General features: G+C 64.5%; 19 protein-coding genes. 10 read left to right on the top strand and 9 right to left on the bottom strand.

From position 1 onward, the window contains the following. Nucleotides 1–42: 42 nt before the first annotated feature. The 3 genes from hpaE to ACXDF8_RS18575 are packed head-to-tail and all read right to left on the bottom strand — an operon-like array spanning nt 43 to nt 3,748. Entirely contained in the window at nt 43–1,563 is a 1,521-nt protein-coding gene (gene hpaE, locus ACXDF8_RS18565) for a 5-carboxymethyl-2-hydroxymuconate semialdehyde dehydrogenase (protein ID WP_457224749.1), read from the bottom strand. Then, complete coding sequence (locus ACXDF8_RS18570) at nt 1,560–2,276, bottom strand: GntR family transcriptional regulator (RefSeq protein ID WP_457224750.1); 717 nt, start codon at nt 2,274–2,276, stop codon at nt 1,560–1,562. Before ACXDF8_RS18570 ends, hpaE begins: the two co-directional genes overlap by 4 nt. Continuing rightward, complete coding sequence (locus tag ACXDF8_RS18575; RefSeq protein WP_457224751.1) at nt 2,258–3,748, bottom strand: fumarylacetoacetate hydrolase family protein; 1,491 nt, start codon at nt 3,746–3,748, stop codon at nt 2,258–2,260. Before ACXDF8_RS18575 ends, ACXDF8_RS18570 begins: the two co-directional genes overlap by 19 nt. A 252-nt stretch (nt 3,749–4,000) precedes the next feature. On the opposite strand from ACXDF8_RS18575, the gene ACXDF8_RS18580 reads away from it, so the two are divergent. The 5 genes from ACXDF8_RS18580 to ACXDF8_RS18600 all read left to right on the top strand — a co-directional run bounded on the left by ACXDF8_RS18580 (nt 4,001) and on the right by ACXDF8_RS18600 (nt 11,883). Then, on the top strand, nt 4,001–5,914 hold the full coding sequence (locus ACXDF8_RS18580) for an FAD-binding monooxygenase (protein WP_457224752.1): 1,914 nt from the start codon (nt 4,001–4,003) through the stop codon (nt 5,912–5,914). 23 nt (nt 5,915–5,937) lie between these two features. After that, nucleotides 5,938–7,386: an NAD-dependent succinate-semialdehyde dehydrogenase gene (locus tag ACXDF8_RS18585; protein ID WP_457224839.1), complete on the top strand. Its 1,449-nt coding sequence runs from the start codon at nt 5,938–5,940 to the stop codon at nt 7,384–7,386. Beyond that, complete coding sequence (locus tag ACXDF8_RS18590) at nt 7,383–9,011, top strand: APC family permease (RefSeq protein WP_457224753.1); 1,629 nt, start codon at nt 7,383–7,385, stop codon at nt 9,009–9,011. The genes ACXDF8_RS18585 and ACXDF8_RS18590 overlap by 4 nt, the downstream gene beginning before the upstream one ends. Before the next feature lie 94 nt (nt 9,012–9,105). Continuing rightward, nucleotides 9,106–9,882, top strand: a complete 777-nt coding sequence (locus ACXDF8_RS18595) for a MoaF C-terminal domain-containing protein (RefSeq protein ID WP_457224754.1) — start codon at nt 9,106–9,108, stop codon at nt 9,880–9,882. 84 nt (nt 9,883–9,966) lie between these two features. Then, nucleotides 9,967–11,883 carry a primary-amine oxidase gene (locus tag ACXDF8_RS18600; protein WP_457224755.1) on the top strand — a complete coding sequence of 639 codons (1,917 nt, stop codon included), beginning with the start codon at nt 9,967–9,969 and terminating at the stop codon, nt 11,881–11,883. 175 nt (nt 11,884–12,058) lie between these two features. On the opposite strand, the gene ACXDF8_RS18605 is transcribed toward ACXDF8_RS18600, so the two are convergent. Next, the gene (locus ACXDF8_RS18605) at nt 12,059–12,673 is read right to left on the bottom strand and encodes a TetR/AcrR family transcriptional regulator (RefSeq protein ID WP_457224756.1); all 615 of its coding nucleotides are present in this window, start codon (nt 12,671–12,673) and stop codon (nt 12,059–12,061) included. 56 nt (nt 12,674–12,729) lie between these two features. Here ACXDF8_RS18605 and ACXDF8_RS18610 point away from each other — a divergent pair, with 56 nt between their 5' ends. Together ACXDF8_RS18610 and ACXDF8_RS18615 are read left to right on the top strand one after the other, a co-directional pair. Next, nucleotides 12,730–13,095 carry a hypothetical protein gene (locus ACXDF8_RS18610; protein WP_457224757.1) on the top strand — a complete coding sequence of 122 codons (366 nt, stop codon included), beginning with the start codon at nt 12,730–12,732 and terminating at the stop codon, nt 13,093–13,095. A 458-nt stretch (nt 13,096–13,553) separates the two neighbouring features. Then, the gene (locus ACXDF8_RS18615; protein WP_457224758.1) at nt 13,554–13,772 is read left to right on the top strand and encodes an SDR family oxidoreductase; all 219 of its coding nucleotides are present in this window, start codon (nt 13,554–13,556) and stop codon (nt 13,770–13,772) included. A gap of 43 nt (nt 13,773–13,815) precedes the next feature. On the opposite strand, the gene ACXDF8_RS18620 is transcribed toward ACXDF8_RS18615, so the two are convergent. Together ACXDF8_RS18620 and ACXDF8_RS18625 are read right to left on the bottom strand one after the other, a co-directional pair. Continuing rightward, on the bottom strand, nt 13,816–15,000 hold the full coding sequence (locus ACXDF8_RS18620) for a serine hydrolase domain-containing protein (protein WP_457224759.1): 1,185 nt from the start codon (nt 14,998–15,000) through the stop codon (nt 13,816–13,818). 182 nt (nt 15,001–15,182) lie between these two features. Next, a complete protein-coding gene (locus ACXDF8_RS18625) occupies nt 15,183–15,929 on the bottom strand; it encodes an IclR family transcriptional regulator (protein WP_457224760.1) in 747 nt (248 codons plus the stop codon). A gap of 439 nt (nt 15,930–16,368) precedes the next feature. On the opposite strand from ACXDF8_RS18625, the gene ACXDF8_RS18630 reads away from it, so the two are divergent. The 3 genes from ACXDF8_RS18630 to ACXDF8_RS18640 are packed head-to-tail and all read left to right on the top strand — an operon-like array spanning nt 16,369 to nt 19,291. Beyond that, nucleotides 16,369–17,589 carry a CaiB/BaiF CoA transferase family protein gene (locus tag ACXDF8_RS18630; RefSeq protein WP_457224761.1) on the top strand — a complete coding sequence of 407 codons (1,221 nt, stop codon included), beginning with the start codon at nt 16,369–16,371 and terminating at the stop codon, nt 17,587–17,589. Nucleotides 17,590–17,598: 9 nt separating this feature from the next. Beyond that, nucleotides 17,599–18,489: a fumarylacetoacetate hydrolase family protein gene (locus tag ACXDF8_RS18635; RefSeq protein ID WP_457224762.1), complete on the top strand. Its 891-nt coding sequence runs from the start codon at nt 17,599–17,601 to the stop codon at nt 18,487–18,489. Nucleotides 18,490–18,502: 13 nt separating this feature from the next. Further along, complete coding sequence (locus ACXDF8_RS18640) at nt 18,503–19,291, top strand: enoyl-CoA hydratase-related protein (RefSeq protein ID WP_457224763.1); 789 nt, start codon at nt 18,503–18,505, stop codon at nt 19,289–19,291. Nucleotides 19,292–19,298: 7 nt separating this feature from the next. On the opposite strand, the gene ACXDF8_RS18645 is transcribed toward ACXDF8_RS18640, so the two are convergent. The 3 genes from ACXDF8_RS18645 to ACXDF8_RS18655 all read right to left on the bottom strand — a co-directional run bounded on the left by ACXDF8_RS18645 (nt 19,299) and on the right by ACXDF8_RS18655 (nt 23,803). Next, the gene (locus ACXDF8_RS18645; protein WP_457224764.1) at nt 19,299–20,045 is read right to left on the bottom strand and encodes an IclR family transcriptional regulator; all 747 of its coding nucleotides are present in this window, start codon (nt 20,043–20,045) and stop codon (nt 19,299–19,301) included. A gap of 102 nt (nt 20,046–20,147) precedes the next feature. Next, nucleotides 20,148–22,457 carry a CaiB/BaiF CoA transferase family protein gene (locus ACXDF8_RS18650; RefSeq protein WP_457224765.1) on the bottom strand — a complete coding sequence of 770 codons (2,310 nt, stop codon included), beginning with the start codon at nt 22,455–22,457 and terminating at the stop codon, nt 20,148–20,150. Between the two features lie 92 nt (nt 22,458–22,549). Further along, nucleotides 22,550–23,803 carry a DUF3500 domain-containing protein gene (locus ACXDF8_RS18655; protein ID WP_457224766.1) on the bottom strand — a complete coding sequence of 418 codons (1,254 nt, stop codon included), beginning with the start codon at nt 23,801–23,803 and terminating at the stop codon, nt 22,550–22,552. Nucleotides 23,804–23,923 lie beyond the last annotated feature (120 nt).

Below are 23,923 nucleotides of genomic sequence, written 5' to 3' on the forward strand. Positions count from 1 at the left end.
CGCGAAGTAGCGCAATAACTCACGCGTCAGAACGAAGCAGGCTCACGCCTTGCCGAAGGTAGGGTTGTGCACCTCGCCCAGCGTGATGTGCACTGCCTGCTGATCGGTGTAGAAATCAATCGAGCGATAGCCGCCCTCGTGCCCGAGACCCGAAGCCTTGACACCGCCGAACGGGGTCCGCAGGTCTCGGACGTTGTTCGAGTTCAGCCACACCATGCCTGCCTCGACGGACTGTGCGAAATTGTGCGCACGTTTGAGGTCGTTGGTCCACACATAGGCGGCCAAGCCATATTTCACACCGTTGGCGAGCTCAAGGGCCTCGTCGTCGGTGTCGAACGGCGTGATGGCGACGACCGGGCCGAAGATCTCCTCCTGGAAGATGCGCGCATCTGGTTTGACATCGGCGAACACGGTGGGGGCCACGAAGTTACCGGTGTCGAAGCCGTCTGGGCGGCCGCCTCCGGCGACAAGTCGACCCTCGCTCTTGCCGATCTCGATATAGCTCATCACCTTCTCGTAGTGCTCGGGATGAACCAACGCGCCTACCTCGGTGCGGGGGTCATGCGGATATCCGACCACGACGCGCTTGGCCTGCGCGGCGTAACGTTCGACGAACTCGGCGTAGATGCTGCGTTCGACGAGGATTCGACTTCCCGCGGTGCATCGTTCCCCGTTGAGCGAGAACACTCCGAAGATGGTGGCATCGACGGCCGCATCCAGATCGGCATCGGCGAATACGATCGCGGGGCTCTTTCCACCCAGTTCCATCGATAGACCCTTGAGGAACGGGGCGGCGTTGGCGAAGATGAGCTGGCCGGTGCCGCTTTCTCCGGTGAACGAAATCAGGGGTACGTCAGGGTGTTTCACCAGGGCGTCGCCGGCATCCTCACCGAAGCCGTTGACCAGATTGAACACTCCGTCGGGCAGGCCCGCCTCTTCGAAGATCCCCGCCCAGAGAGACGCCGATAGCGGGGTGAACTCGGCGGGTTTGAGTACGACAGTGTTGCCTGCTGCCAACGCCGGTCCAAGCTTCCAGGACTCCAGCATGAACGGCGTGTTCCACGGCGTGATCAGCCCCGCCACACCGATCGGTTTGCGGTTGACGTAGTTGATCTGGCGACCTGGCACCTTGTAGGTGTCATCTGCCTGCGCGACGATGAGATCTGCGAAGAACCGGAAGTTTTCGGCCGCACGCCGCGCTTGGCCCAGCGCCTGAGTGATAGGCAGGCCCGAGTCGAAAGACTCCAGCTCCGCCAGGCGGGCGTCACGCGACTCCACGATATCGGCGATACGGTGCAACACTCGAGACCGCTCGCGAGGAAGCATCTTCGACCAGGGACCGTCGGTGAACGCGGTGCGCGCTGCCGCGACTGCACGATCGATGTCGGCCTTCTTGCCGGCCGCCGCTTGGACGTACACCTCGTTGGATACCGGATCGAGGACGCCGAAAGTCGCACCATCGAGGGAGTCCACCAAGTGGCCGCCGATGTAATGCTGGATCCGCGTGGGCAGGTCGACAGGGGTCTGCCGGGCCCGCGTTGCGGTGGTGGCGCTGTTCGTCATGGACACTCCATTCCAAGGGTGGTCGGTCGGCCGTTGTCGTCGTTGGGATGTTCGTGCACCAGGTACGCGTCCAGTGTCGAAAGACGGTGCCGGCGGGCAGCCTGCTCGATTTCGTCCATCGGGGCGCCGATCTCGATGAGGTGCACGATGTCTTCGTGCTCGCGCACCGATTCGTGTGCACGACCGGGGACGAAGGCGAACGTTGAGGACCGCAAGCGGCTGAGGCGACCCCATTCGGCCTCCACCAGGGCAACCATTCGTGCGTTCACGCACTTGGTGAACAATGCCGAGTGGAAGTCCCGGTTGAGCGCGGTGAACTGCGCCGGGTCGAAGTGCCCCAAAGACTCGATCATGCGTTCGTTGATCGAACGGGCACGCCGGATGTCGTCCGGACTGAGGCGGCGGGCGGCCAAGGCCGTAGCTGCGCCCTCCAAGATGCTCAATGTCTGCATGCTGTCCCGGTATTGAACCTCGTCGACCATCGAAACCTGAGCGCCGACATTGTGTTCGAAGGTCACGAACCCTTCGGCCTCGAGCTGACGGATGGCCTCACGAACCGGGACGACGCTCATTCCGAGTTCCTTGGCGATAGCACTGAGCACCAGCCGGTATCCGGCGGTGTACTCGTTGCGCGCGATTCGCTCCTTGATCCAGTGGTAGGCCCGCTGCGATTTACTAAGCCCCACTTGAGTATTCACTGCGTGCTGCACCACTGGCGGTATTTCTCCTTCCACTCGCCGTTGGGCGGGAAGAGCCCGTCGACGGAATGACCCGCGGCGACCTGTTCGGCGACCCAGGCATCTTGATGTTCCTGTTCGATGGCGGACCGGCAGACCTCGGCGGCCAGCGCGGCGGGTATGACGATGACGCCGTCACCATCGCCGACGATGATGTCACCCGGCTGGACGGTGGCTCCGCCGCAGGTGATGGTCACGTCGCGGTCCCACGGCACGTGCTTGCGCCCTAGCACGGCAGGATGCGCACCTGCGGCGAACACCGGCAGGCCGATCGCCGCGACCGCATCGGCGTCGCGCACCCCACCGTCGGTGACCACGCCTGCGGCCCCACGGGCGTTGGCGCGCAACGCCAGGATGTCCCCGAGGGTGCCCGAACCGGTCTCGCCGCGGGCCTCGATGACGATCACCTCGCCGGGACCGACCGCGTCGAACGCTCGTTTCTGGGCGTTGTACCCGCCGCCATGCGCCTCGAAGAGATCCTCACGATTGGCTACGAAACGTAACGTGCGCGCTGAGCCAACCAGCTTCACCCCCTGGCGTAGTGCCGTCACCCCCTCGATCGACACATTATTGAGTCCGCGCTTACGAAGTTCTTGCGATAGCGCTGCCACCGGAATGGCCGACAGCTTGTCCCGCAGTTCCTCGGCAAGGGTCGTCTCAGGCGTGGCAGGTAGCCCGGCAGCCTCCCGCGAACCCCATGCCTCGGCGCGTTGGGTGTCATCGATGGCCGGCACCGAGCCCAGTTCCGGGTCGAACTCGTCACCGCCCTCAACGACGGTTGAGACGAGGCGACCGGTGCTCGGCGAGCCCGGGGCGTCAGGGGCATCGACTTCGACCTCGACGATGTCACCGGGCACCACCACCGATGCGCCAGCCGGTGTGCCGGTGAGGATGACGTCTCCGGGTTCCAAGGTGAAGTGCTGGGAGAGGTCAGCGACGAGCTGAGCGAACGGGAACAGCAGGGCATCAGTGGTGTCGCACTGCACGAGCCGGTTGTTGACCCAAACCCGTAGCCGCAGCGCGCTCGGATCGATCGTGCGCGCGTCAAGGAGATTCGGCCCGAGTGGGGTGAACCCGTCACGGCCTTTGGACCGGACGTTGGAGCCCCTGTCGGCGGCCCGCAAGTCGTAGAGGCCGAAGTCGTTGGCAGCCGTCACGGCGGCGACGCATTCCCAGGCCTGCCCGATCGGCACTCGGCGAGCAGTGCTGCCGATCACGAGCGCGATCTCGCCTTCGAATGCCAGGAGTTCGGTACCCGCCGGACGCTCCACAGTCGCACCAGTTGACGCCACCGAGCTCGACGGTTTGAGGAAATAGGACGGTCGCGCAGGCCTACGGCCGCGCTGGTCGGCCCGCGATATGTAGTTCAGATGGACGGCAATGATCTTGCCCGGCCGCCCACCGATACCGGTGGAATGGCCGCTGAGCAGGCCTTTTTCAGTGCTCACAGATTCCCTCGCAGTTCCTATTGCATCGTATCTGAAATCGTATATGATCTGTGACCTAGATCGCAAGCGTGCGCCGTCGTGATCTAACAATCGATTTTTGAAGAGAACCGAAGGGGCCAGGGTGGACAGCACACCGCGGCAACGCATACCGACACCAAAGGCGGCCCTCGTCACGCAAACGCTGGCATCCGGCCCAGGCATTACCGAGGGTCTACCCGCCCGCCTCACAGCACCGACCACGAAGAGCTGACCATGCAATTCCATCACCACGGCTACGTCTCAGGCGATCCTCGCGTCCAACCGGCCGCCGGCAGCGGAATCGACCGACCCGAGGAGCTCCCCGAGTACGTCGATGTCTTGATCATCGGTTCCGGCCCGGCCGGCATGGTCACGGCCGCGCAGCTGTCACAGTTCCCCGACATCACAACGCGGATCGTCGAACGCCGACCCGGCCGCCTCGCGATTGGGCAGGCCGATGGCATTCAGGCACGCAGCGTGGAGACCTTCCAGGCCTTCGGGTTCGCCGAGCGGATCGTCACCGAGGCATACCGCATTACCGAAATGTCCTTCTGGAAGCCAGATCCCAGCGATCCGTCGCGAATCGTGCGAACGGCACGAACGCCGGATGATCCCACTGGTATCAGCGAGTTCCCACATCTGATCGTCAACCAGGCCAGAGTGCTCGACTACTTCGCAGAGTTCATGGCCAACGCACCGACACGGATGCGACCGGACTACGGGCTGGAATGCACGGACCTGACCGTCGATGCAGATGACGATTACCCGGTCGCCGTGACATTGGTCGCCACTTCCGGTGCAGAGGCCGGTCGCTCCCGGACCGTGCGGGCAAAATACGTCGTCGGGGCCGACGGGGCACACAGCGTCGTCCGCGACTCTATCGGCTGTAAAGCTCTGGGCGACAGCGCATACCACGCCTGGGGTGTCATGGATGTACTTGCGGTCACGGATTTCCCGGATATCCGCACAAAATGTGCCATTCAGTCCGACGCCGGGGGGAGCATCCTACTCATTCCCCGCGAGGGCGGATATCTCTTCCGGATGTACGTCGACCTCGGCGATCTTGCCGAGGATGACCACCATAACGTGCGCAGCACCACTATCGACGAGATCATCGCCCAGGCCAACGCCATTCTGCATCCCTACACACTCGACGTCCGAGACGTCGCCTGGTACAGCGTCTACGAAGTCGGACACCGAGTCACCGACCGCTTCGACGACGTCCCTGCTGATGCCCTCGACGTTCGGCTCCCCCATGTTTTCATCACCGGAGACGCCTGCCACACCCACAGCGCCAAGGCGGGGCAGGGCATGAACGTCTCCATCCAGGACGGCTTCAACCTCGGCTGGAAACTGGCGCATGTGTTGCAGCGACGCAGTCCGGCCGCACTGCTCTCGACATACTCAACCGAACGCCAAGTCATAGCAAGGGATCTCATCGAGTTCGACAAGCAGTGGTCGAGCATGATGGCCAAACGTCCCGAAGACTTCCGCTCGCCCTCCGAACTCGAAGACTTCTACACCAAGACCGCGGAGTTTCCGGCCGGATTCATGACCCAGTATCAACCGTCTATGGTCACCGCGCCGGCACACCATCAAGGGATCGCGCCGGGGTACCCGGTCGGCAAACGCTTCAAGTCGGCCCCCGTGATCCGAGTCGCCGACGGCAATCCCATTCACCTCGGTCACCACCACCTTGCCGACGGACGCTGGCGCATCTACGTCTTCGCCGGCGGCGTTGGCGCAGAACAGGCGGTCGACGCCTGGGCCGACTGGCTAGCGAACGCGGCGGCCTCGCCCGTCGTGGCCTTCACTCCCAAAGACGCAGATCTCGACAGTGTCTTCGACGTCAAGGTCGTCTACCGCGGCGACCATACCCAGGTCGATCTCGGTACGGTGCCGACGGCGTTTCTGCCTCGCGTAGGCCCGTACTACTTGGTCGACTACGAGAAGGTGTATGCCGCCGATCCCGGCTGCGACATCTTCGAGGAGCGGGGTATCGACGGCGCTGGAGCTGTCGTCGTCGTGCGCCCAGACCAGTACGTCGCTAACGTTCTGCCGCTGACCGCCACCGACGAGCTGGCTGCGTTCTTCGCCGGCATCATGCTCGCCCCCACCGCGCCCGACTTGGCAGGGGAGCCTAGGTGACCGCCGCGACACGAGACCGCGACCTGCTCGCCGAGCTTCCCGATGCCCTTCTGATCGGCGGCAACTGGCGCGCGTCGAGCACCGGAGCCACGTTCACCGTCCATGATCCCGCGACCGGTGAGGTAATCAAGACCATCGCCGACGCCACTCCCGAGGACGGGCTGGCTGCTCTCGACGCCGCCGCGGAGGCCGCCGACGTCTGGGCCGCCACCTCGGCCAGGTTCCGGGCGGACATCCTGCGCCGCGCCTTCGATCTCCTCCACCAGCGTGCCGACGACTTCGCCTTGCTGATGACCATGGAGATGGGCAAGCCGCTGGATCAAGCCCACGGAGAAGTCGCCTACGGCGGCGAGTTCCTGCGCTGGTTCAGCGAGGAAGCCATCCGGGTTCAGGGCAGATATGGCCCCGATCCCGAAGGCACCGGGCGGATGATCGTCACCCAGCATCCGGTGGGCCCGTGTTTGTTGATCACGCCGTGGAACTTTCCATTGGCGATGGCCACCCGCAAAATCGCACCGGCACTGGCCGCGGGTTGCACCGTGGTGGTCAAGCCCGCGGCGTTGACACCGCTGACCACTCTGCTGCTCGCCCGCATCCTCGAGGAAGCGGGCCTCCCCGGCGGTGCACTCAACGTCGTCACGACCACCGCCTCCTCGGCGTTGTCCGCACCGATCATCGCCGATCCCAGACTTCGCAAGCTGTCTTTCACCGGCTCCACCGAAGTCGGCAAACGTCTGCTCGCGCAAGCGGCCAAGGGTGTGCTGCGGACCTCGATGGAGCTCGGCGGTAACGCACCTTTCGTGGTGTTCGACGACGCCGACCTGGACAAGGCGGTCGAGGGGGCTCTGGCGGCGAAGTTCCGAAACGGCGGTCAAGCATGCACCGCCGCCAATCGGTTCATCGTGCACCGCAGTGCCGCTGCGGAATTCACCCGCCGCGTCACCGCCGCGGTGGCCGCACTGAAGACCGGCCGCGGTACCGAGCCGGGGGTGTCGGTGGGCCCACTGATCGACGACACAGCCGTCACCAAGGCACACGCTCTGGTGTCCGACGCAGTGGCGCGCGGCGCCGTCCTCACCACCGGAGGCGCGCCGCTCGATGGGCCCGGCACCTTCTACGCTCCGACGGTCCTGTCGAATGTCACTGCCGGCAGCGACATACTGCGCGAAGAGATCTTCGGCCCGGTGTTGGCCATTGCACCGTTCGACAGCGAAGACGAAGCCGTAGCACTCGCTAATGACACCGAATATGGCCTCGTGTCATACGTTTACACCAAAGATCTGGCGCGCGGCCAGCGCATGATCGAGCGGTTGCACACCGGAATGATGGGGCTCAACGCCGGGGTGGTATCCAACGCCGCCGCACCGTTCGGCGGCTGGAAGTCCTCCGGGCTCGGCAGGGAGGGAGGTTCGGAGGGAATTCACGAATACCTACAGACCAAGTACACCCTCACCCCGACGCCCTTCGGGTGACCCTCGCGGAACCAATCGACGCCTGCCGGCGGGTGACCGTCAACCCGCCGGCCCACAACGAAGCAGTCGCAGCACCAAACCTGCAATGGAACACCACCTTCCGAATACGAGAAGCCCTCCCGATCTGGAGTCCGAGCATGACAACCGAACCAGAGGCGCCCGTCGCGGCTGCCGCCCTTCCCCGCTCTGAGCACCACCTCCGGCGCAACACGCTAGGCACCCTAGGCGTCGCATTCTTCGTCATATCCGCCGCCGCGCCCCTTACGGCGATGGCAGGCGGCGCGCCAGTGGCGATGTTACTCGGCAACGGTACAGGACTACCAGGCGCCTATGCCTTGACAGCCATCGTATTGCTGGTATTTGCAATCGGTTTCACCACGATGTCGCGTCACCACACCAGCACCGGGGCCTTCTATTCGTTTATCACCCGTGGTCTCCGCCAACATGTCGGTGGGGCCTCGGCCTTCATCGCCTTGATTGGCTACAACACCATGCAGATCGGCCTGTGGGGACTCTTCGGCGCCGCCGCAGCCGGGTTCGTCGCCGACGAGATGCACTCGACGGTGCCTTGGTGGGTACCGACACTGGCCGGAATCGCCGCGGTGGCCGTTCTGGGATACCGACAGATCGATGTCTCGATGAAGGTGCTCTCGGTGCTGGTGGCGCTCGAGTTCCTGGTCGTCCTCGTCCTGGGTGCCACCATCGTGATCAAGGGCGGCAGTTTCGGCACCAAAGCGCTCAGTCTTGAGCCGTTCAGTGCCCATGCGCTGACCAGCGGATCGCTGCCCATTGCGTTGTTGTTCTGCTTCGCATCATTCGTCGGTTTCGAAGCAACGGCCATCTACAGCGAGGAAGCCAAGGATCCACGGCGCACCGTGGCCCGCGCGACGTTCCTTGCCGTCTCTGTGATCGGCGCGGTCTATGCGGTGGTCGCCTTCCTGATGGTCAACGGCGCCGGCATTGACCAAATCCCGGGCTTCATCGCCGGCTTGAGCGATCCCACCACATTCATCTTCGCGCTGTCGGATTCCTATATCGGCAACTGGTTCAGCACGATCATGCGACTGTTGTTCATTACCAGCGTATTCGCCGCCGTCCTCGCCTTCCATAATGCTGTGGCCCGCTACACCTATGCGCTGGGCCGGGACGGACTACTGCCCGAGCACGCGGGTCGAACGCACGCCAAACACCTCAGCCCGCACATTGGTTCGATCGCTCAGTCGAGCGTGGCGCTGATCGTCGTGGTTGTGTTCATTCTCGCGAAACTGGACCCTGTGCTGGCTCTGTTCAGCTGGCTGACCAATCTCGGAACATTGGCCATCATCGCGCTCATGGCAACGACTTCCTTTGCCGTAGTTGCTTTCTTCGCCCGTCACCGCGACCTCGAACGCAACCTTGTGCGCACCTTGATCGCCCCCTCGGCGGCCGGGCTGGCACTGGTAGCGGTGTTCATCGTCGCCGTCGCGAATTTCGATCTGCTGATCGGCAACGACGGGATCCTGTCCTGGCTCCTCCCTTCCCTGCTGATCGTCTTCGCGGCAATAGGGGCAATCGCCGCTCAGATCGTCAAGGTGCGCTCGCCGCAACTCTTCGCCCAAATGGGATGCCATCGCGACATGCAATGACAGCACATCTCGGCAAAGCCACCCGCAACCGACAAAGAAAGTTCACACGAACATGACCACAGCCTTCAGTTGGAACAAAGATGACTGGCCGACCATGAGTGAGATGGTGGACGGCTTCAACGAATACCGGCCGCCGCATAGCAATGCACTCGACGGCAAACAGCTCACCGTTCGTGGTCGCTACGTCGACTCCGCCGAGCAGTTCGTGTTAACCCACACTTTCGACGGTGATCGAGTGCACTGGGTACTGGACGGGGAATCGGGCACCGATATCTACGAACTGTTCGAGATGCAGCCTGGGCTGTTCTACCTGCACTACGGCCGCGACGCGGCCACCCATCCCACCGTCTTCAGTGCCGCCATCGATCTGACAAGCGGCCAGATGACCGGGGCGATAGGACAATTGGGGATTGAACCCGGGCCGCATCTGGCGCGCCAGCAGTGGCTTCAAGGTCAGGTCGAGGGTACCGATGCCGACCCGGCCGAGGCCCACGCGCGCACCGACGAACTCATCGGACGGCGGGTGCGGTATTCCTACAGCAGCGACGACGTGTACGACCACATCTATCTCAACGAGAACTTGTTCACCTGGTTGTGTGTCGGCGGTGCAGAACTCGGTGTCGGGGACACCGAGACGTGTACCTACTGGAAGCTCCGCGAGAAGACCTATCTGTTCTCGTGGCTGGAGAAGAACATGGGAGTCGAAGGCATGGTGCTAATTGACCTCAACGCCCATCGCAGCGTCGGCATCCAGTTCGGCAGTGACCAGCAGACGGCCGAACCGATCAACATCACCATGGGTGCCTACGCCCAGGAATTCGGCCGGGCTCCCTCCATCGAAGACGCACGGCCGGGCCCGACCACGTCTTAGGCGGCGGCCCGCGCCACGCGGGTGCCCGCTCGGCGCACAACGACTCCGCCAGCACGATTCCGACCAGCACAAAAAGGTATCCTCATGTCCACATCGGCTCCCCACCCGCTGACGATGACCACAGCGGAGCAGATCCTGAACGTCCGTGAAATCCTCATCGAGGCAGGCCTGTTCACCACGAACTCGCGCGTTGCCTACCTAGGCCTCGACGAGCCCTCCCCCGCCGACCCGGAGGAAGGTACCGGGCAGCGGTGCTATCGAGTGATGCTCCTCGACATCAGCACCGGCGTCGGCACCGACGTGGTGGTGTCACTGGACACCGGCACGGTGTTGTCATCGAGGATCCTTGACCCCGCAATAGATGGCCAACTTCCGGTTCTAGAGCAGGAATTCGAGGCAGTGGAGCGGATCCTTGCGACCAATGACCGTTGGCGTGCCGCCCTGTCGGCCCGCGGGCTCGATGTGGCGACGGTACGGGTGGCGCCGTTGTCCGCCGGCGTCTTCGACTACCCCAACGAGACTGGGCGAAGAATTCTGCGGGGATTGGCATTTCAGCAAGACCATCCCAGTGATCATGCTTGGGCGCACCCGGTGGACGGCTTGGTTGCCTTCGTAGACGTCGCCGCGGAGACGGTAGTCGACATCATCGATCTGGGTCCAGTGCCAATACCTCGGACTTCGGGTAACTTCGACGATCCGGTGGTGACCGGCCCATTGCGCACCACCCAGAAGCCGCTGCAGATCGTGCAGCCCGAAGGTCCCAGCTTCACGTTGGAAGACAACCTGCTCAGCTGGGAGAAGTGGCAGGTTCGTGTGACATTCGATGCCCGGGAGGGCGTCGTCCTGCACCAGTTGAGTTTCACCGACGGCGATGCACAGCGTCCGATCATCTTCCGTGCGTCGGTGGCAGAGATGGTCGTCCCGTACGCCGACCCATCGCCAATTAGAGATTGGCAGAACTACTTCGACACCGGTGAATACCTCATCGGGCAGATGGCCAACAGCCTGAAGCTGGGCTGTGACTGTCTGGGCGACATCACCTACCTCGACGGCGTGGTCGCCGACCAGTTCGGCAGCCCACGCACGATCAGCAACGCCATCTGCATTCACGAAGAGGACTACGGCATCCTGTGGAAGCACCGCGACGACTGGGCAGGGTCGTCCCACGTGCGTCGTCAGCGTCGACTGGTGATCTCCTTCTTCGCGACACTGGGCAACTACGACTACGGCTTCTACTGGTACCTGTATCTCGACGGCACCATCGAGCTGGAGGCTAAGGCGACGGGTGTGGTCTTCACCTCCGCCTACCCCGGACCCGGGCGCACCGAGAATCCCTACGCGAGTGAGATCGCTCCCGGGCTCGGCGCTCCCTATCACCAACACTTGTTCTGTGCGCGGCTGCATATGCAGGTCGACGGTCACACCAACACCGTGGTGGAGAAAAACGTCGTCCGGATTCCGATCGACGAAGCTAACCCGAAGGGCAACGCCTGGACCATCTCGGAAGTCCCGTTAGTGACCGAAGGCCAGGCCCAGCGTGTTGCCGACCGCTCTTCTGGACGCGTATGGCGAATCATCAACCCCGGCAAGCACAATCAATTGAACAAGCCAGTCGGTTACACCCTGCATCCAGAAGGCAACCCGCTGCTGCTGGCTGCCGATAACTCGTCCATCGCACGCCGAGCGACGTTCGCCACCCGCCACCTCTGGGTCACCCCGTTCGAACGGTCGGAGCGCTACCCGACGGGCGACTTCGTCAACCAGCACCCGGGCGGCGCCGGGCTGCCGACCTACACGGCCAACGACCGATCAATCGATAACACCGACATCGTCGTCTGGCATACCTTCGGCCTCACCCACGCACCTCGCCTCGAGGACTGGCCGATCATGCCGGTCGACTACACGGGGTTCACCCTCAAACCGGACGGCTTCTTCGACCGCAATCCCACTCTCGACGTCCCGGGTGCGCCCGACAGTCACTGCGGAACGGCCCACGGCTGACAGGGGAGCTGGCAGCCCGCCCCAAGAGCGCGGCGGCCGCGCTCGATGGCGCTAACTCCGCAGCCATCTTCACTGCACTGAAAGCCAGTACATCGCTGGGTTTGCAACGATCCGTCTAGTTGGCCCTCGCTGGCAGCGCGGCGTGACGCATCGCCCCTGCACTGGTATCCCCGTGCTACGACCCCGCCGAGGACGCGGCCGCTGCGTGCGCGTCGGGAGCGGTCAGGATCCGCTGCACATGCTCGACGAGTTCATCGGCTACCACCTGCGCAGGGCGGTCGCGCCCGGTATTGACCCAATCGGTCAACCACACCTGCAACGCCGAGACCGCCAGCCCGGCAACGATGTCGGGACGCAACGCACGAATCTCACCCGCCGCGATGGCGTCTTCGGCCAGCGCCACCACAATGCTGAGGCCCGTGCGCCACACGTCGCGCTGAGCTCCACGGCCCAGTTCGAGGCCTGCGGTGGCCCAGCTCCACCCCTCGCGAATGTGAAGGTCCAAGAAATGTGGATGATCGGCGAAGTACATGACCTGTGCCCGCGCGGAACACAACAGCCGTTCCAGTGGCGAGGTGACGGCCTGGGCTGCATGCTCGCCGGCGGCGATGACGCCCTCCATCCGCTGCTGGTTGAGCGCATCCCAGATGTCGCTCTTACCGGCGAAGTTCTTGTACACGGTGTCAACGGACACATCGGCAGTACGGGCGATGTCGGTGACCTTGGTCTTATCGAAACCAGTCCTGGCGAACTCGAGTTCGGCTGCAGTGATGATCTGGTGTCGGTACATCTCTCGACGCGCCTGACGGATGCTTGACCCCGTCGTCATAGACCATCAGCCCTTCCGTGAGCCATTCGTCGATTCTGCTGTACGTGTGGTGGAAGCTGAGAAAGGCGGGCAACGATCCTGACAAGCGCATCCGGCCGCTGTGGTGGAGCTTCGCCACCATGGCGATGATGTTGACGGTGTTCTTCATCTACTTCGTCGCCGCAGCCCGGCACGGGTTTCCCAACTTTCCGCGTCGTGACTTCTGGGGCGTCGCCATGGTGCTGGTCTACGAGAATCTGCCCTGGATGATCGCGCCGATCGTCAGCGTGCCCTTTGTCGCCAAGCAACTCGGCTACCTCTACGGACAAAGAGCCTTGTATTCAGCGGCGGTCGCAACACACGCCAACACCAGCCGCGCAGTCACGGCCTCCCTCCGCGGCTAGGGGCTCCCGGCCCGAGCTGGTTGTACCGCCCAACGCGGTCAGGCGGTGCAACCAGTCGCCGCAACTCACGCACAGCGATTTCCTCTCAGGTGCAACAGTTTCTGCGGGCACGTTGACTCAACATGGGCAGTGTCGTAGCCGGCGAGTGGTCCGTGCACCGACGCGGCCCGGACCCTCTTATTGCCCTGATCAGACACCTTTCTCAGCGCCGAACTAGCGCGATCCGACGACGCGCCCGTCGCACGAGCCAGCGCCTGATGATCTCGTTGCAACTCCATCCAGGATGAACTGCTGGACGTCCTGCGAAGCAAAGATGCTGCGCTGCAACCATTATCATCAGCGATCCGTTATCGCAGCATCGTCAGCGCCGGTCTGCGTAGGGTCGATCTGGAGTGCGTCGACGCAGTGGGCGAACCAGCGGGCGACGCTCACGCCACTGGTGAACAACGTCGGGTTCAGTGGCCCCGGGGCCCACCGAGACCGAACTGTTCCGAGCGAACAATCCTCCCGGATCAGCCGGTGAAGCGCGCTACCTCGACGCGGTGGCGATGCGACGGTTCGGCACACCGCGTGAAACCTCGGCGGCGGTGGCCTTCCTGCCCGGTGATGATGCGGGATTCATCACCGGGCACGTGCTGTGCGTCGGCGGCGGTGGCGCCATCGGTCGCCCGTGTTAGCGCAGGCGGTCGTTGCTTGCGGGCCCCTCCTCCACCGCCGCAACTACGCCTGCGCGGCGACCAGCGCCTCGATCTCGCGATGCGTGGCGTCGGCGGCATCGCCGAGTCCCGGCATCAACATGACAATGGTGGTTCGCAATGACGGTATGACCCAGAACCTTCGGGTCCCCACACCGTCCCAGCCGAAGCTGCCCACCGGCAACGGCACGTCCTCCGACGCTCCGGTGACAATTGCGACCCCGTAGCCGTACGTCACACCGGAATCCGGCGGTATCGGCACCGGGCTCCCGTAAGCGGTAGCGCGTACGCCGGGAAAGGTCAGCTCACCGATCTGGTTTTGGCGCATAGCCGCAACCGCGGCGCTCGGCATGACCTCAACGCCGCCGAATCGACCGTCGTTGCGCAGCATCTCGGCAAACTTCAGATAATCTGCGGCGGTCGAGAAAAGGCCGGCGGAGCCAGAATTGAACTCGGTTCGTACGATTTGCGTCACGGCGAGCGGACCCAACGGTGCCAACCGATCGGACATCCACGGCTGGACCCCAAATCCCGTCTCGGTCATGCCAAGTGGATCGAAGATGCGCTGGGCGGCAAAGTCGGCAAGGGACATCCCGGACACGACCTCGATGATGCGTGCCACCACCTCGTAGCCGGTGGCGTTGCTGTAATGCCACCGCGTCCCTGGCTGAAATTCCAGCGGCACCGTGGCGAGTTTGGGAACCCAGGTCTCGAGGGTGTCGGTCGGACCGACCGGCGGCATGGCCGGATTGGCGATGAGGATCGTCTGAAGCCCGGCGGTGAAGGACAAAAAGTCGTGCACCGTCAGTTCCCGCTCGGCCGGCGCATAGTCGAAGTTCGGCTCTTTGATGTCGTCATCCGGCACGGACAGGAAACTCTCTATCCGGTACTGCTCACCCGGCTGCAGCGTGCGCACCAGCCGCGGTTCGGCGAACTCGGGAATGTATTTCGACACCGGATCGGAGAGTCGTAACGCGTTCTCGGAAGCGAGTATCAGAGCACAGGCGGCCACAAGAGTTTTCGTCATCGACGCGACCCCGAAGACCGTGTCGGACCGCAGGGTGGCATTGGGATCCGAGTCGGCAACCCCTTGGACATCGTTGACCTCGACCACACCGTCGCGGGCGATGAGCGTGATCGCTCCGCTGATTTCGCCGGCCTCGATATGCCGTTGGACGATCTCGTGCACCTTCGTCGCCAGAGTGGACATGTTGGATTCTCACACCTTCCGATCGGTGAGTTCGCCGCGCAGAGACCACTGCCGGGGTCCCGCCGGGTAACACTGACGTTTCATCACTGCCTAGTGAAATGTCACGCTACCCGCTGTGTCAAGCCTCACGTTCCGGCGATGCGGCCCACCGCCCCTCGAGCGCGGTGCGATCACAACAGAAGCTACGACAGACTGCGTGAAATGCCCTGCGCAGCAACATTCAACGCCGATGCCAGCCGCAGCTTGTCACGTTTGAGCGACGGGACGACCAGCCCCAGGGCGGCAATCACCTCGCTGCCCTGAAAGACCGGCACCGCCACCGAGCAGGCGCCCAGGCTCATCTCTTCGACCGTCGTGGCATAGCCATCACGGCGGGCCCGGGACAGCTGCCCCATCAGCACACCCGCATGCACCACGGTGTGCGGCGTGATCCGGGTCAGATGTGCCGTCACCTCCTCCACGACCGACTGCGGCGCGTGCGCAAGCAGCGCTTTGCCGACACCGGTCGCGTACAGGGGCAGCCGGGACCCGATCTTGCTCACCACCGGCACCGATGCATGCCCGGCAAGCCGATCCAGGTACAGCGCCTGCGTACCGTCGCGCACCGCCAGGTGCACGGTAGCCAGCGTGGCTCCGTAGAGATCGTGCAGGAACGGCGAGGCGACCTCGCGCAGTCCGGTTTGGACCGGCGCGAGCAACCCGACATCCCAGAGTCGCCGACCGATCGTGTACTGCCCCGAGGGCAGCCGCGTGAGCGCACCCCAGTCCTGCAGTTCACCGATCAGTCGGTGCGCGGTCGGCACCGGCAACCCGGCACGCAGCGCCAGCTCGGTGAGCGTCATGCGCCGGTGCCGGGTGTCGAAGGCGCCGAGGAGCGCAAGCGTCCGCGATGCGACAGTCGCTCCGCTCTGTGAAGTATTGCCCGCCATCGCTGCCTTTCCTGGCCCGTGATCCGCCGCACGAACTTCCGCTGAGCAGAAGAGTTCTGTCATACCACACCTGGAGTGCCGGATATCCTTCGCGCAGGTGCCCACAAGGGTGCGCGCAGTACGATTGGCGCCTCGAGCAGAGGTGTAGGCAGATAGCGCGACAGCGGCGACTCCGCCTGGACGCCAATCCCCGGAACTCACCGCTGATCTTCACAAGCCGGTGGGGCCAGCAGCCTCGCCGGCCGAAGGCGACCCTGGATTTCCATTCACACCAACCTCTTTGGGCGCCTCCGATCGCGAGGGGGCGCATCGGAGACGACTTCAATCCGGTTGACCGCGCAAGGTCTCTTGACATCACAGCATGCTCACGTCACTATCTGTGAGTCCACATTGCGGACCAATGGTCCTTATTACGGACCGGCGAATCGAAGGGGACGTGATGACGGCAGCCGCATCCAGGCCATTCCTCGCCGGCATCCGCGTGCTCGATATCACCGGGGCACTGGCCGGCCCTTATTGCACGACGATCCTCGCCGATCTCGGCGCGGATGTGATCAAGGTTGAGCCCGTCGACGGCGACCGGTTGCGTGCCCGACGCCTCGGCGATTCCCAGGATTCGATTCCCTTCGACCTGGTGCATCGCGGCAAATCCAGTCTCGCTGTGGACATGAAGACCCCGACCGGACAAGACATCGTGCGCGCCCTCGCCGCACGCAGCGATGTGTTGGTGGAGAACTTCCGGGTAGGTGCCATGGCCAAGTTGGGTTTGAGCTACCAGGACTTGCACGGACGTTGTCCCGACCTGGTCTATGCGTCGATCTCCGGGTTCGGCCAGGACGGGCCGATGCGCAATGCCAAGGGGATCGACCTCATCGCGCAGGCATTTTCCGGACTGATGAGTGTGACGGGCAGCGCCGAGGGTGAACTCGCCAAGGCCGGTTTCCCCGTCTCCGATGTCGGCAGCGGCATGTGGGCCGCCATCGGCATCTTGGCGGCCCTGTTGCGCGTTCGCAATGGCGGCGGCGGTTCCTATATCGACGTGTCACTGTGTGACAGCGTCGCGGCGTGGTCGTTGTGGGAGGTCGCCGACTACGCGGCCACCGGTCGGACACCCGAGCCGTTGGGCACCGCGCACCGGCTCGCCGCGCCGTACGAGGCGTTCATCTGCGCCGACCGGGCGACCCTGGTCATCGGTGCCGTCGAGCGGGCGTGGCCGGCGCTGTGCACCGTTCTGGACCTCGACCTGACCGACGATGCGCGGTTCGCAACCGAATACAGCCGGTTCGTCCACCGGGCGGCTCTGGCGGACATTTTGCAGTCGCGCTTCCGCACCGCGGGACGGGACAGCTGGATGAGCAAGCTGCGCGACGCCGGCGTTCCGTGCGGCCCGGTGAACACGATTGCCGATATCGTCACCGACCCCACGTTCGTGGCGCGTGGCATGTTCCTGCACGACGAGGACCGGTTCGGCACACCGATAATGGTCAACACACCGATCCACGCCGAGGGAGCCCCACGCGCCCGCGGCAAAGCCCCCGCGATCGGCGCCGACACCGCCGCGCTGCTCGGTGAGATCGGCTATGCGACAGAAGACGTGGCGGCACTGGCATCAGCAGGGATAGTCGGAATGCCAACCACGAGCGAGGACACCGGAACGTGAGCACCAACAATGAATGACGAGACCCTTGGCATGCCGGCCTATCAGTGGGGCCTGGCCCGAACCAGGCGCGGCGCCGATTCGGCGCTTGTGGTCTGGCGTCGCAGCGGATCGCCACAGGCCTGGGAAGCGGTCGTGGACGGCCGCACCTTCGACGACCTCCCCGAGGTCCTTGCCGCCGCCGGCGGCGACCCGGAGCGAATCTCCCGCGGCGCACCGATCGACGTACCCGACGAGGCGTTGCTCTCGCCGTTGGGCCGCCCGCGCAAGATCGTCTGCGCCGGTCGCAATTACCACGAACACGCCGCGGAGGGCGGCGTCGCACCACCGGCGTATCCGGATCTATTCGGCAAGTGGGACACCGGATTGGTCGGACCCTACGACGACGTGACGCTACCCGCCGAGTCCGAACAGATCGATTACGAAAGTGAGCTGGCCGTCGTCATCGGTGTCACGTGTCGGCGGGTTGCTCCTCACGACGTTGCTCGGGTGATCTTCGGCTACACCGTATCCAACGATGTCTCGGTGCGCGACTACCAGTTCCACACGTCATCGCGCGTCGCCGGAAAAGTGTGGGATCAGCTCACCCCGCTCGGACCGGTAGTCGTACCAGCCAGCGGTCTCGGCGGCGCCGCGCCCGACCTGCGGATCACCGGTCGGTTCGATGGATCGGCCGTCCAGGATGCCCGAACCTCACAGATGATCTTCTCGCCCACCGACCTGATCTCCTACATCAGCACCCTCGTGACCTTGCAGCCGGGCGACCTGATCCTGACTGGGACACCGAGCGGGGTCGGCTTCGTGCGCGAGCCCGCTCTGCTGCTGTCCGATGGCAACCGTTTCGAGGTCGACATCGAGGGGATCGGCACACTGTCCAATCGCTTCGTTCGCCAATCGGATTGAGAGTCAGGCAGACATGGACGACGAGCGGGGAACCGTTCTCACCCGGCGCACCGATCGAGTATTGACTGTGACCGTCGCCAACCCGAAGCGACGTAACGCCATCTCCCTGACCATGTTCCACGAGCTGACTGCAGCGGTGCGGGCGGCCGACGCAGACCGCGATGCGCGTGTGATGATCCTGCGCGGAGCCGGGACGACCGCCTTCACGGCGGGGGTCGAATTGAGCGCCGAGCGGGTCGACGGACCGGCCTGGTCACAGGTCGAGGCCGCCGCGGCGCAGACTTTCGCCGCGCTCGACGCTATCCGGATCCCGGTGATTGCCCAGGTGCACGGGTACTGCCTGGGCGGTGGAGTCGCCTTGGCGCTGGCGGCCGACCTGAGGATCGCCACCGCCGATGCCACCTTCGCCATCCCGGCGGCCCGCCTCGGCGTCGGCTACCCGCCGCAACAGGTCGCCCGCCTCACGGCGCTGATCGGTCCCGCGAATGCGGCCGAAATGCTCTACACCGCAAACCGTCTCAACGCTGCCGAAGCGCTGGCATGCGGGTTGGTGAACCGCGTGGTCGACAGCGTCGACGACGCGGCCGCGGTCGTCGGCTCACTCGCCAACGCCATCGCCGACAACGCGCCGGTTTCGATTCGGGCGGCCAAGGCGGCGATTCGCGCGGCGCACGCTACACCGGACTCGCGTCTTGTCTCGGCAGCCGAACGCGCTGCCGAAGCCTGCGCACGATCCCGGGACTTCCAGGAAGGCCTCGGTGCATTCGTACAGCGGCGTGCGCCGGTCTTCACAGGCGACTGAGGCGCCATCAGCCACGGCCGGACAGACTGGCCGAAATTCCCTGGGCCGCCGCGCGTACCTGTTCGCCGTAGGAGCGATGCAACCGCTTCGGCATCCGTGAACTTGGCGCCGAGATCGACAGCGACGCGACGGGACGGCCTTCGGGGGACAGTACCGGTGCCGCGACCGAGGTCACGCCCGCCTGTAATTCCTCGTCGGCAACCGCATAGCCCTGATCCCGAATGCGCTTCAGTTGTGAATCTAACTGTGCCACATCAGTAATCGTGTGTTCGGTGACGGCAGTCAACCCGTGCCGGACGTAGGCGGCGACGTCATCGGCCGGCAGGTGCGCCAGTATCGCCTTGCCGTTCGAGCTGGCGTGCAGCGGAGCACGTGCGCCCAGCGCCGCGAACGCCCGTACCGGATGTGGACTGTCGATACGCTCGACCAGCACCACGGAGTCCGCCTCGGCGACCATCAAGTGCACGGTCTCCTGTACCTGGGCAGCCAGCTCGTTCATGAAGGGCAGCGCACGCGTACGCAGCCCACCGCGATTGCCTACTGTGCTTCCAACGGTGAAGGCACGCATGCCGACGATCCACCTGGTCGGGTCCACGGGGTCGTTCTCCAGCCAGCCCGCGTCAGCGAGGCTGGTGAGCCCGCGGTGCACGGTGGTCTTGGGCAGGCCCATCTTCCGGCTCAGTTCGGTCAGACCGACAGGCTGCAGGTCCGACACCGCCTCGAGTACCTGCAAGGCAGTCCGCACGCTGCGCATCGCGCTCCTCCGTCGATCACCGCCGCATGCGGCCGAAACCAGGTCCGAAGCGAAAGCCTACCCGGGCCGGTCCACATCGCGGACCGAGGCGCGGGGCCGGGGTCAGGTTGCGGGTTTGAATCGGCCGACGAAGGTCGCGTCTGCGGGAAGTTCGGGCAGGACAACGCCGTCGGCGACAAGTTGATCGAAGCGGCCGGCCATTCCCAGCCGGCGAAGTATCTCCGGTGCGTCGGCGCCGGGCGGCCCGGGAAGCGCCACCGGCCGAATCGGAGTTGCGCTGAGCCGCGGCGCCGGACCGACCGTGCGGATGGTCCCGCCGTTGCGCCGGTGGAGCACGCTGAGCCCGCGGCGTTGGGCTATATCGCTCGTCATCACCTCTGATTGGCTGACGACTACGGTGGCGGCGATCCCTCGCTCGGTCAGCTCGGTGACCCATTCCTGGCATGGTCGAGTGACCATCGCAGTCGCCAGCGATGTCTCGAGGTCGTCGGGCGCCGCCGCGGCCAGACCGGTCGCCTCGAGCAACTGCTCGCGGCTTCTTTCGTCGGGCGCCACGAGATAGATCCACCGGTCCGCGCAGCGATACAGCCGGTCCCACGGTCCCCAGCCCGTGGCATCCGGACCGCTTGGTTCATCCCAGCTTCGGCCGTCGAAGGACAGCATGTAGGGCACCTGGTGGAAGGTTGCGGCCTGAGACAGCGAGGTCTGGGCGCGCTGGCCTTCCCCGGTGCGGCCGCGGTGGTAGAGCGCAACCAGAGTGGCGAACGCAGCCCAATTGCCGGCGGCGTAATCGTTGAGGGGATAGAACACCATCCTGGGTCGGTCGCGACCGAACCATCGCATCTGGATGCCGGTCACCGCCTGCCCGAGTTCCTCACGACCCCGATAGCCCGCGCGATAGCCCGACGGCCCGAATGCCGTCACCGAGGTGTAGACGATATCGGGACGGCGGCTTCGCACCGCGGCCTCGCCAATACCCAAACGGTCCGCCGCCCCGGGGGTGAAGTTCTCGATGATGACGTCAGCGCCGTCCACCAGTTTGAAGAAGACTTCAAGGCCCGCAGTCTTTTTCAGATCGAGCAGGATCGATCTCTTCCCGCTGTTGGTGTACAGGTGCTGGGAATGCTGTCGGTCGACCGGGCTATTGATCTTGACGACGTCGGCACCGTACTCGGCCAGGATGCGACCCGCCGTCGGCCCGGCCAGGACCTGGCTGACGTCGACCACGGCCATCCCGGCCAGTGGGCGCTCACGAGCCGGCGCCGGGCGCCGCGGCGCCACCTGTCTGCCCAGACCCCCCAGGATGGCCTCCCGGTCGGCGTCCAGGCGGTGGCGTGGTCCACCAGCGCGCGGCGGGGTGACGCTCAGGCCGAAGGGGTATCCGCACTGGACGGTGTTGCCAAGCTCGGGATCGTCGGAAACCTCGATGACCGCGCCGCTGTCGCGTGCATGCTGATCTCGCAGTAGCCAGTCCGATGTCGACTGGCACAGTGCACCGGGAGCGCCGCACTCCTCGTTGATCACGCGCTCCCACTCACCCGCCGACTTGGTGCGCATCAACTCGATCAGGGCCGCCCGCATATCCCGCTGCACTGAGGCGTCTCGAGCGACCACTTCGCTGTCAGCCCAGCCACTTTCGACGCGTTGGGGCAGGAACTCTCCGACGAACCAGCCTAAGTGCCGGGGTTGAACCAGGCAGAGCTGGATCCAGCGCCCATCGCCGCACCGATAGTGCCCGATCTGTGGCATATCGTCCGGAGCCGGACCACCCTGGGCCAGCGGCGGGATGTCGTCGACCTGCTGCGCGCCGCCTCCGAGCAGTTCGAAGGCCGCGTCGAAGAGTGCCACCTCGATATGCTGGCCGGACCCGTGGCGCTGCCGTCCGATGAGAGCGGCCATGATCGCGTGGCCCGCCTGGACGGCGGCAAAACTGGAGGCCATCGGCAGCGCAGTGAACCGGGGCCACCCCGGCGGCCGGTCCTCGTGATCGGGCAACAGGCCGGCAGCGGACTGGACGATCCCCTCCCACCCGGGTAGCCCTGCTCGCGGATCGTCCCGGCCGAACCCTGGTATCGAGCAGTACACGAGTGCCGGATTGCGCTGCAAGCAGGTTTCGGGTCCGATGCCCAAGCGCTCGGCGACTCCGGGTCGCCAGCTCTCGATCAACACATCGGCGCGGTCGATCAGATCCACGGCAACGGCCCGGTCGTCGGGGTCCTTCAGATCGAGCACAATGCTGCGCTTGCCTCGCTGCAGCACCGCGTTGACTGGATGTTGCCATCGCGGACCGCCGGGCGGATCGATCCTGATGACATCGGCGCCAAGATCCGCAAGCTGGACTGCCGCCAGCGGGCCCGCCAGGAAATGGGACAGATCGACGACACAGAGGCCCTGCAAAGCTGAACCCGACATTCGACCCGATCCACGCGACTCCAGTAATATGTCACTACGACGTTATGATGTTTCTTACTTCGGCACAAGGACCCGAAGCCCGATGCGCGACATCAGGCCGGTCCGTCGAGCCGGACAGCCTCTCCGGAGAACCGGCCCACCAGTGCCGCCCCGTAGTCGTTGCCGTTCGGTGTCCGCACGATGGTGTGGGTATGGAAGCGTTCGGCTTCCTGGTTGGCCAAGAACACCCCGGAGTGATGGTCCAGTTCGATGAGGATGACCGGGCTTTGGATCCGGAAGTAGAACGGGTCGTCGTCACCGGTGCCGCCCATCCAGCAGAACCAAGTCTGGTCCAGGTGCGAGCGGACTGCAGCAAGTCGCGCGGCCCGTGGTCCCGCCGGCTGATAATTGATGAACAGTTCCACCAGTGCGACAAGCTGCTGTCGATGCGCCGGTGCACACAACGTGACCGGCAGGCCCTCGTAGCCGATAACCCTGTTGTCTTGAAAGGCGCCAGCCAGGTGGAGTTGATCGCCGGGATGCCATCGTTGCGGTGCCACTTCGGGTTTGCGCCGATCCGCGATCAGAGTTGCCCGCTGCGCCTGATCCGGGGGCAACGCCCGGATGAACTCGAGTGCGGCGGCCTCCTGCTCGACGAACAGTTCGGTGCCCGCCCAGGCACCGGTGTCGATGCAGTTGGGCTCGGCCCCGAAGAACGCCGGCGTGAGAACCTGTTTGTCGCCCAGGAAGAGACAGTTCAATGCAAGATGGTGCCCGTAGAGGTTCCAGCCCCACGGCTCCAGCAGACTTGGCTCGCCGAAGAAGTTGATGTTGTAGCTGCCTTCGTTCATGATCTTCGGCAGCCCGACCAAATCCCCGAGGAATGCGTTGGTTCGCATCACATCTCGGACCTTGGCGAAGCCCGCCGGGCTCAAGCTTGCCTCGACCACCGCCAGGAGCAGTTCGCGGATACGCACTCCCACATCTTCGAGCCGCAACCCGTATCGGTTCAGATAGAACTCGGGATTCATCCACGCTCGCCAGACCCTGCTCGACATCGGATGAGTCAGGAGGCGGCGCTGGTCTTCGGTCGCCTCCGCCAATACATCTCGGGCCGCCGCAATGGCGGCGGTGTTGGGCACACACTCACCCAGGTCGTCGTCGAACAGGCCCGTGATCCGATGACCGTCGGCGGTAATTCCTTCGAATCGAGTGCTCTCGAACTGCCCCAGCCATCCACGGATGGCGTCTCCGACAACCGGTTCCGCCGCGCAGGCGTCGGCGTAGCTGCATGCGTCGTGGGCGGCGAGACCGGCCAGGCGCGGATGGTCCAGCGGGAAGAGGTGGTCTCGGAAAGAAATCGTCATCAGTGGCATCCGTCGCCGCCCGACCACGCACAATACTGGGCGGCGCCCTCGTGTCGAGCGGGTTTGATCCGGAAGGGCGCAGCCGCGTTCTACAATACGGACTCGCAGTCCATTTTACGG

The sequence above is a fragment of the Mycolicibacterium sp. CBM1 genome, from assembly GCF_054073305.1.

Bases quoted from the DNA above. Each gene is read 5' to 3' on its own strand.
- ACXDF8_RS18600 (WP_457224755.1), top strand. From the start codon at position 9,967: ATGTCCACATCGGCTCCCCACCCGCTGACGATGACCACAGCGGAGCAG.
- ACXDF8_RS18620 (WP_457224759.1), bottom strand. From the start codon at position 15,000: ATGTCCACTCTGGCGACGAAGGTGCACGAGATCGTCCAACGGCATATC.
- ACXDF8_RS18625 (WP_457224760.1), bottom strand. From the start codon at position 15,929: ATGGCGGGCAATACTTCACAGAGCGGAGCGACTGTCGCATCGCGGACG.
- ACXDF8_RS18595 (WP_457224754.1), top strand. From the start codon at position 9,106: ATGAGTGAGATGGTGGACGGCTTCAACGAATACCGGCCGCCGCATAGC.
- ACXDF8_RS18640 (WP_457224763.1), top strand. From the start codon at position 18,503: ATGGACGACGAGCGGGGAACCGTTCTCACCCGGCGCACCGATCGAGTA.
- hpaE (WP_457224749.1), bottom strand. From the start codon at position 1,563: ATGACGAACAGCGCCACCACCGCAACGCGGGCCCGGCAGACCCCTGTC.
- ACXDF8_RS18645 (WP_457224764.1), bottom strand. From the start codon at position 20,045: ATGCGCAGCGTGCGGACTGCCTTGCAGGTACTCGAGGCGGTGTCGGAC.
- ACXDF8_RS18580 (WP_457224752.1), top strand. From the start codon at position 4,001: ATGCAATTCCATCACCACGGCTACGTCTCAGGCGATCCTCGCGTCCAA.
- ACXDF8_RS18605 (WP_457224756.1), bottom strand. From the start codon at position 12,673: ATGTACCGACACCAGATCATCACTGCAGCCGAACTCGAGTTCGCCAGG.
- ACXDF8_RS18650 (WP_457224765.1), bottom strand. From the start codon at position 22,457: ATGTCGGGTTCAGCTTTGCAGGGCCTCTGTGTCGTCGATCTGTCCCAT.
- ACXDF8_RS18630 (WP_457224761.1), top strand. From the start codon at position 16,369: ATGACGGCAGCCGCATCCAGGCCATTCCTCGCCGGCATCCGCGTGCTC.
- ACXDF8_RS18655 (WP_457224766.1), bottom strand. From the start codon at position 23,803: ATGACGATTTCTTTCCGAGACCACCTCTTCCCGCTGGACCATCCGCGC.
- ACXDF8_RS18635 (WP_457224762.1), top strand. From the start codon at position 17,599: ATGAATGACGAGACCCTTGGCATGCCGGCCTATCAGTGGGGCCTGGCC.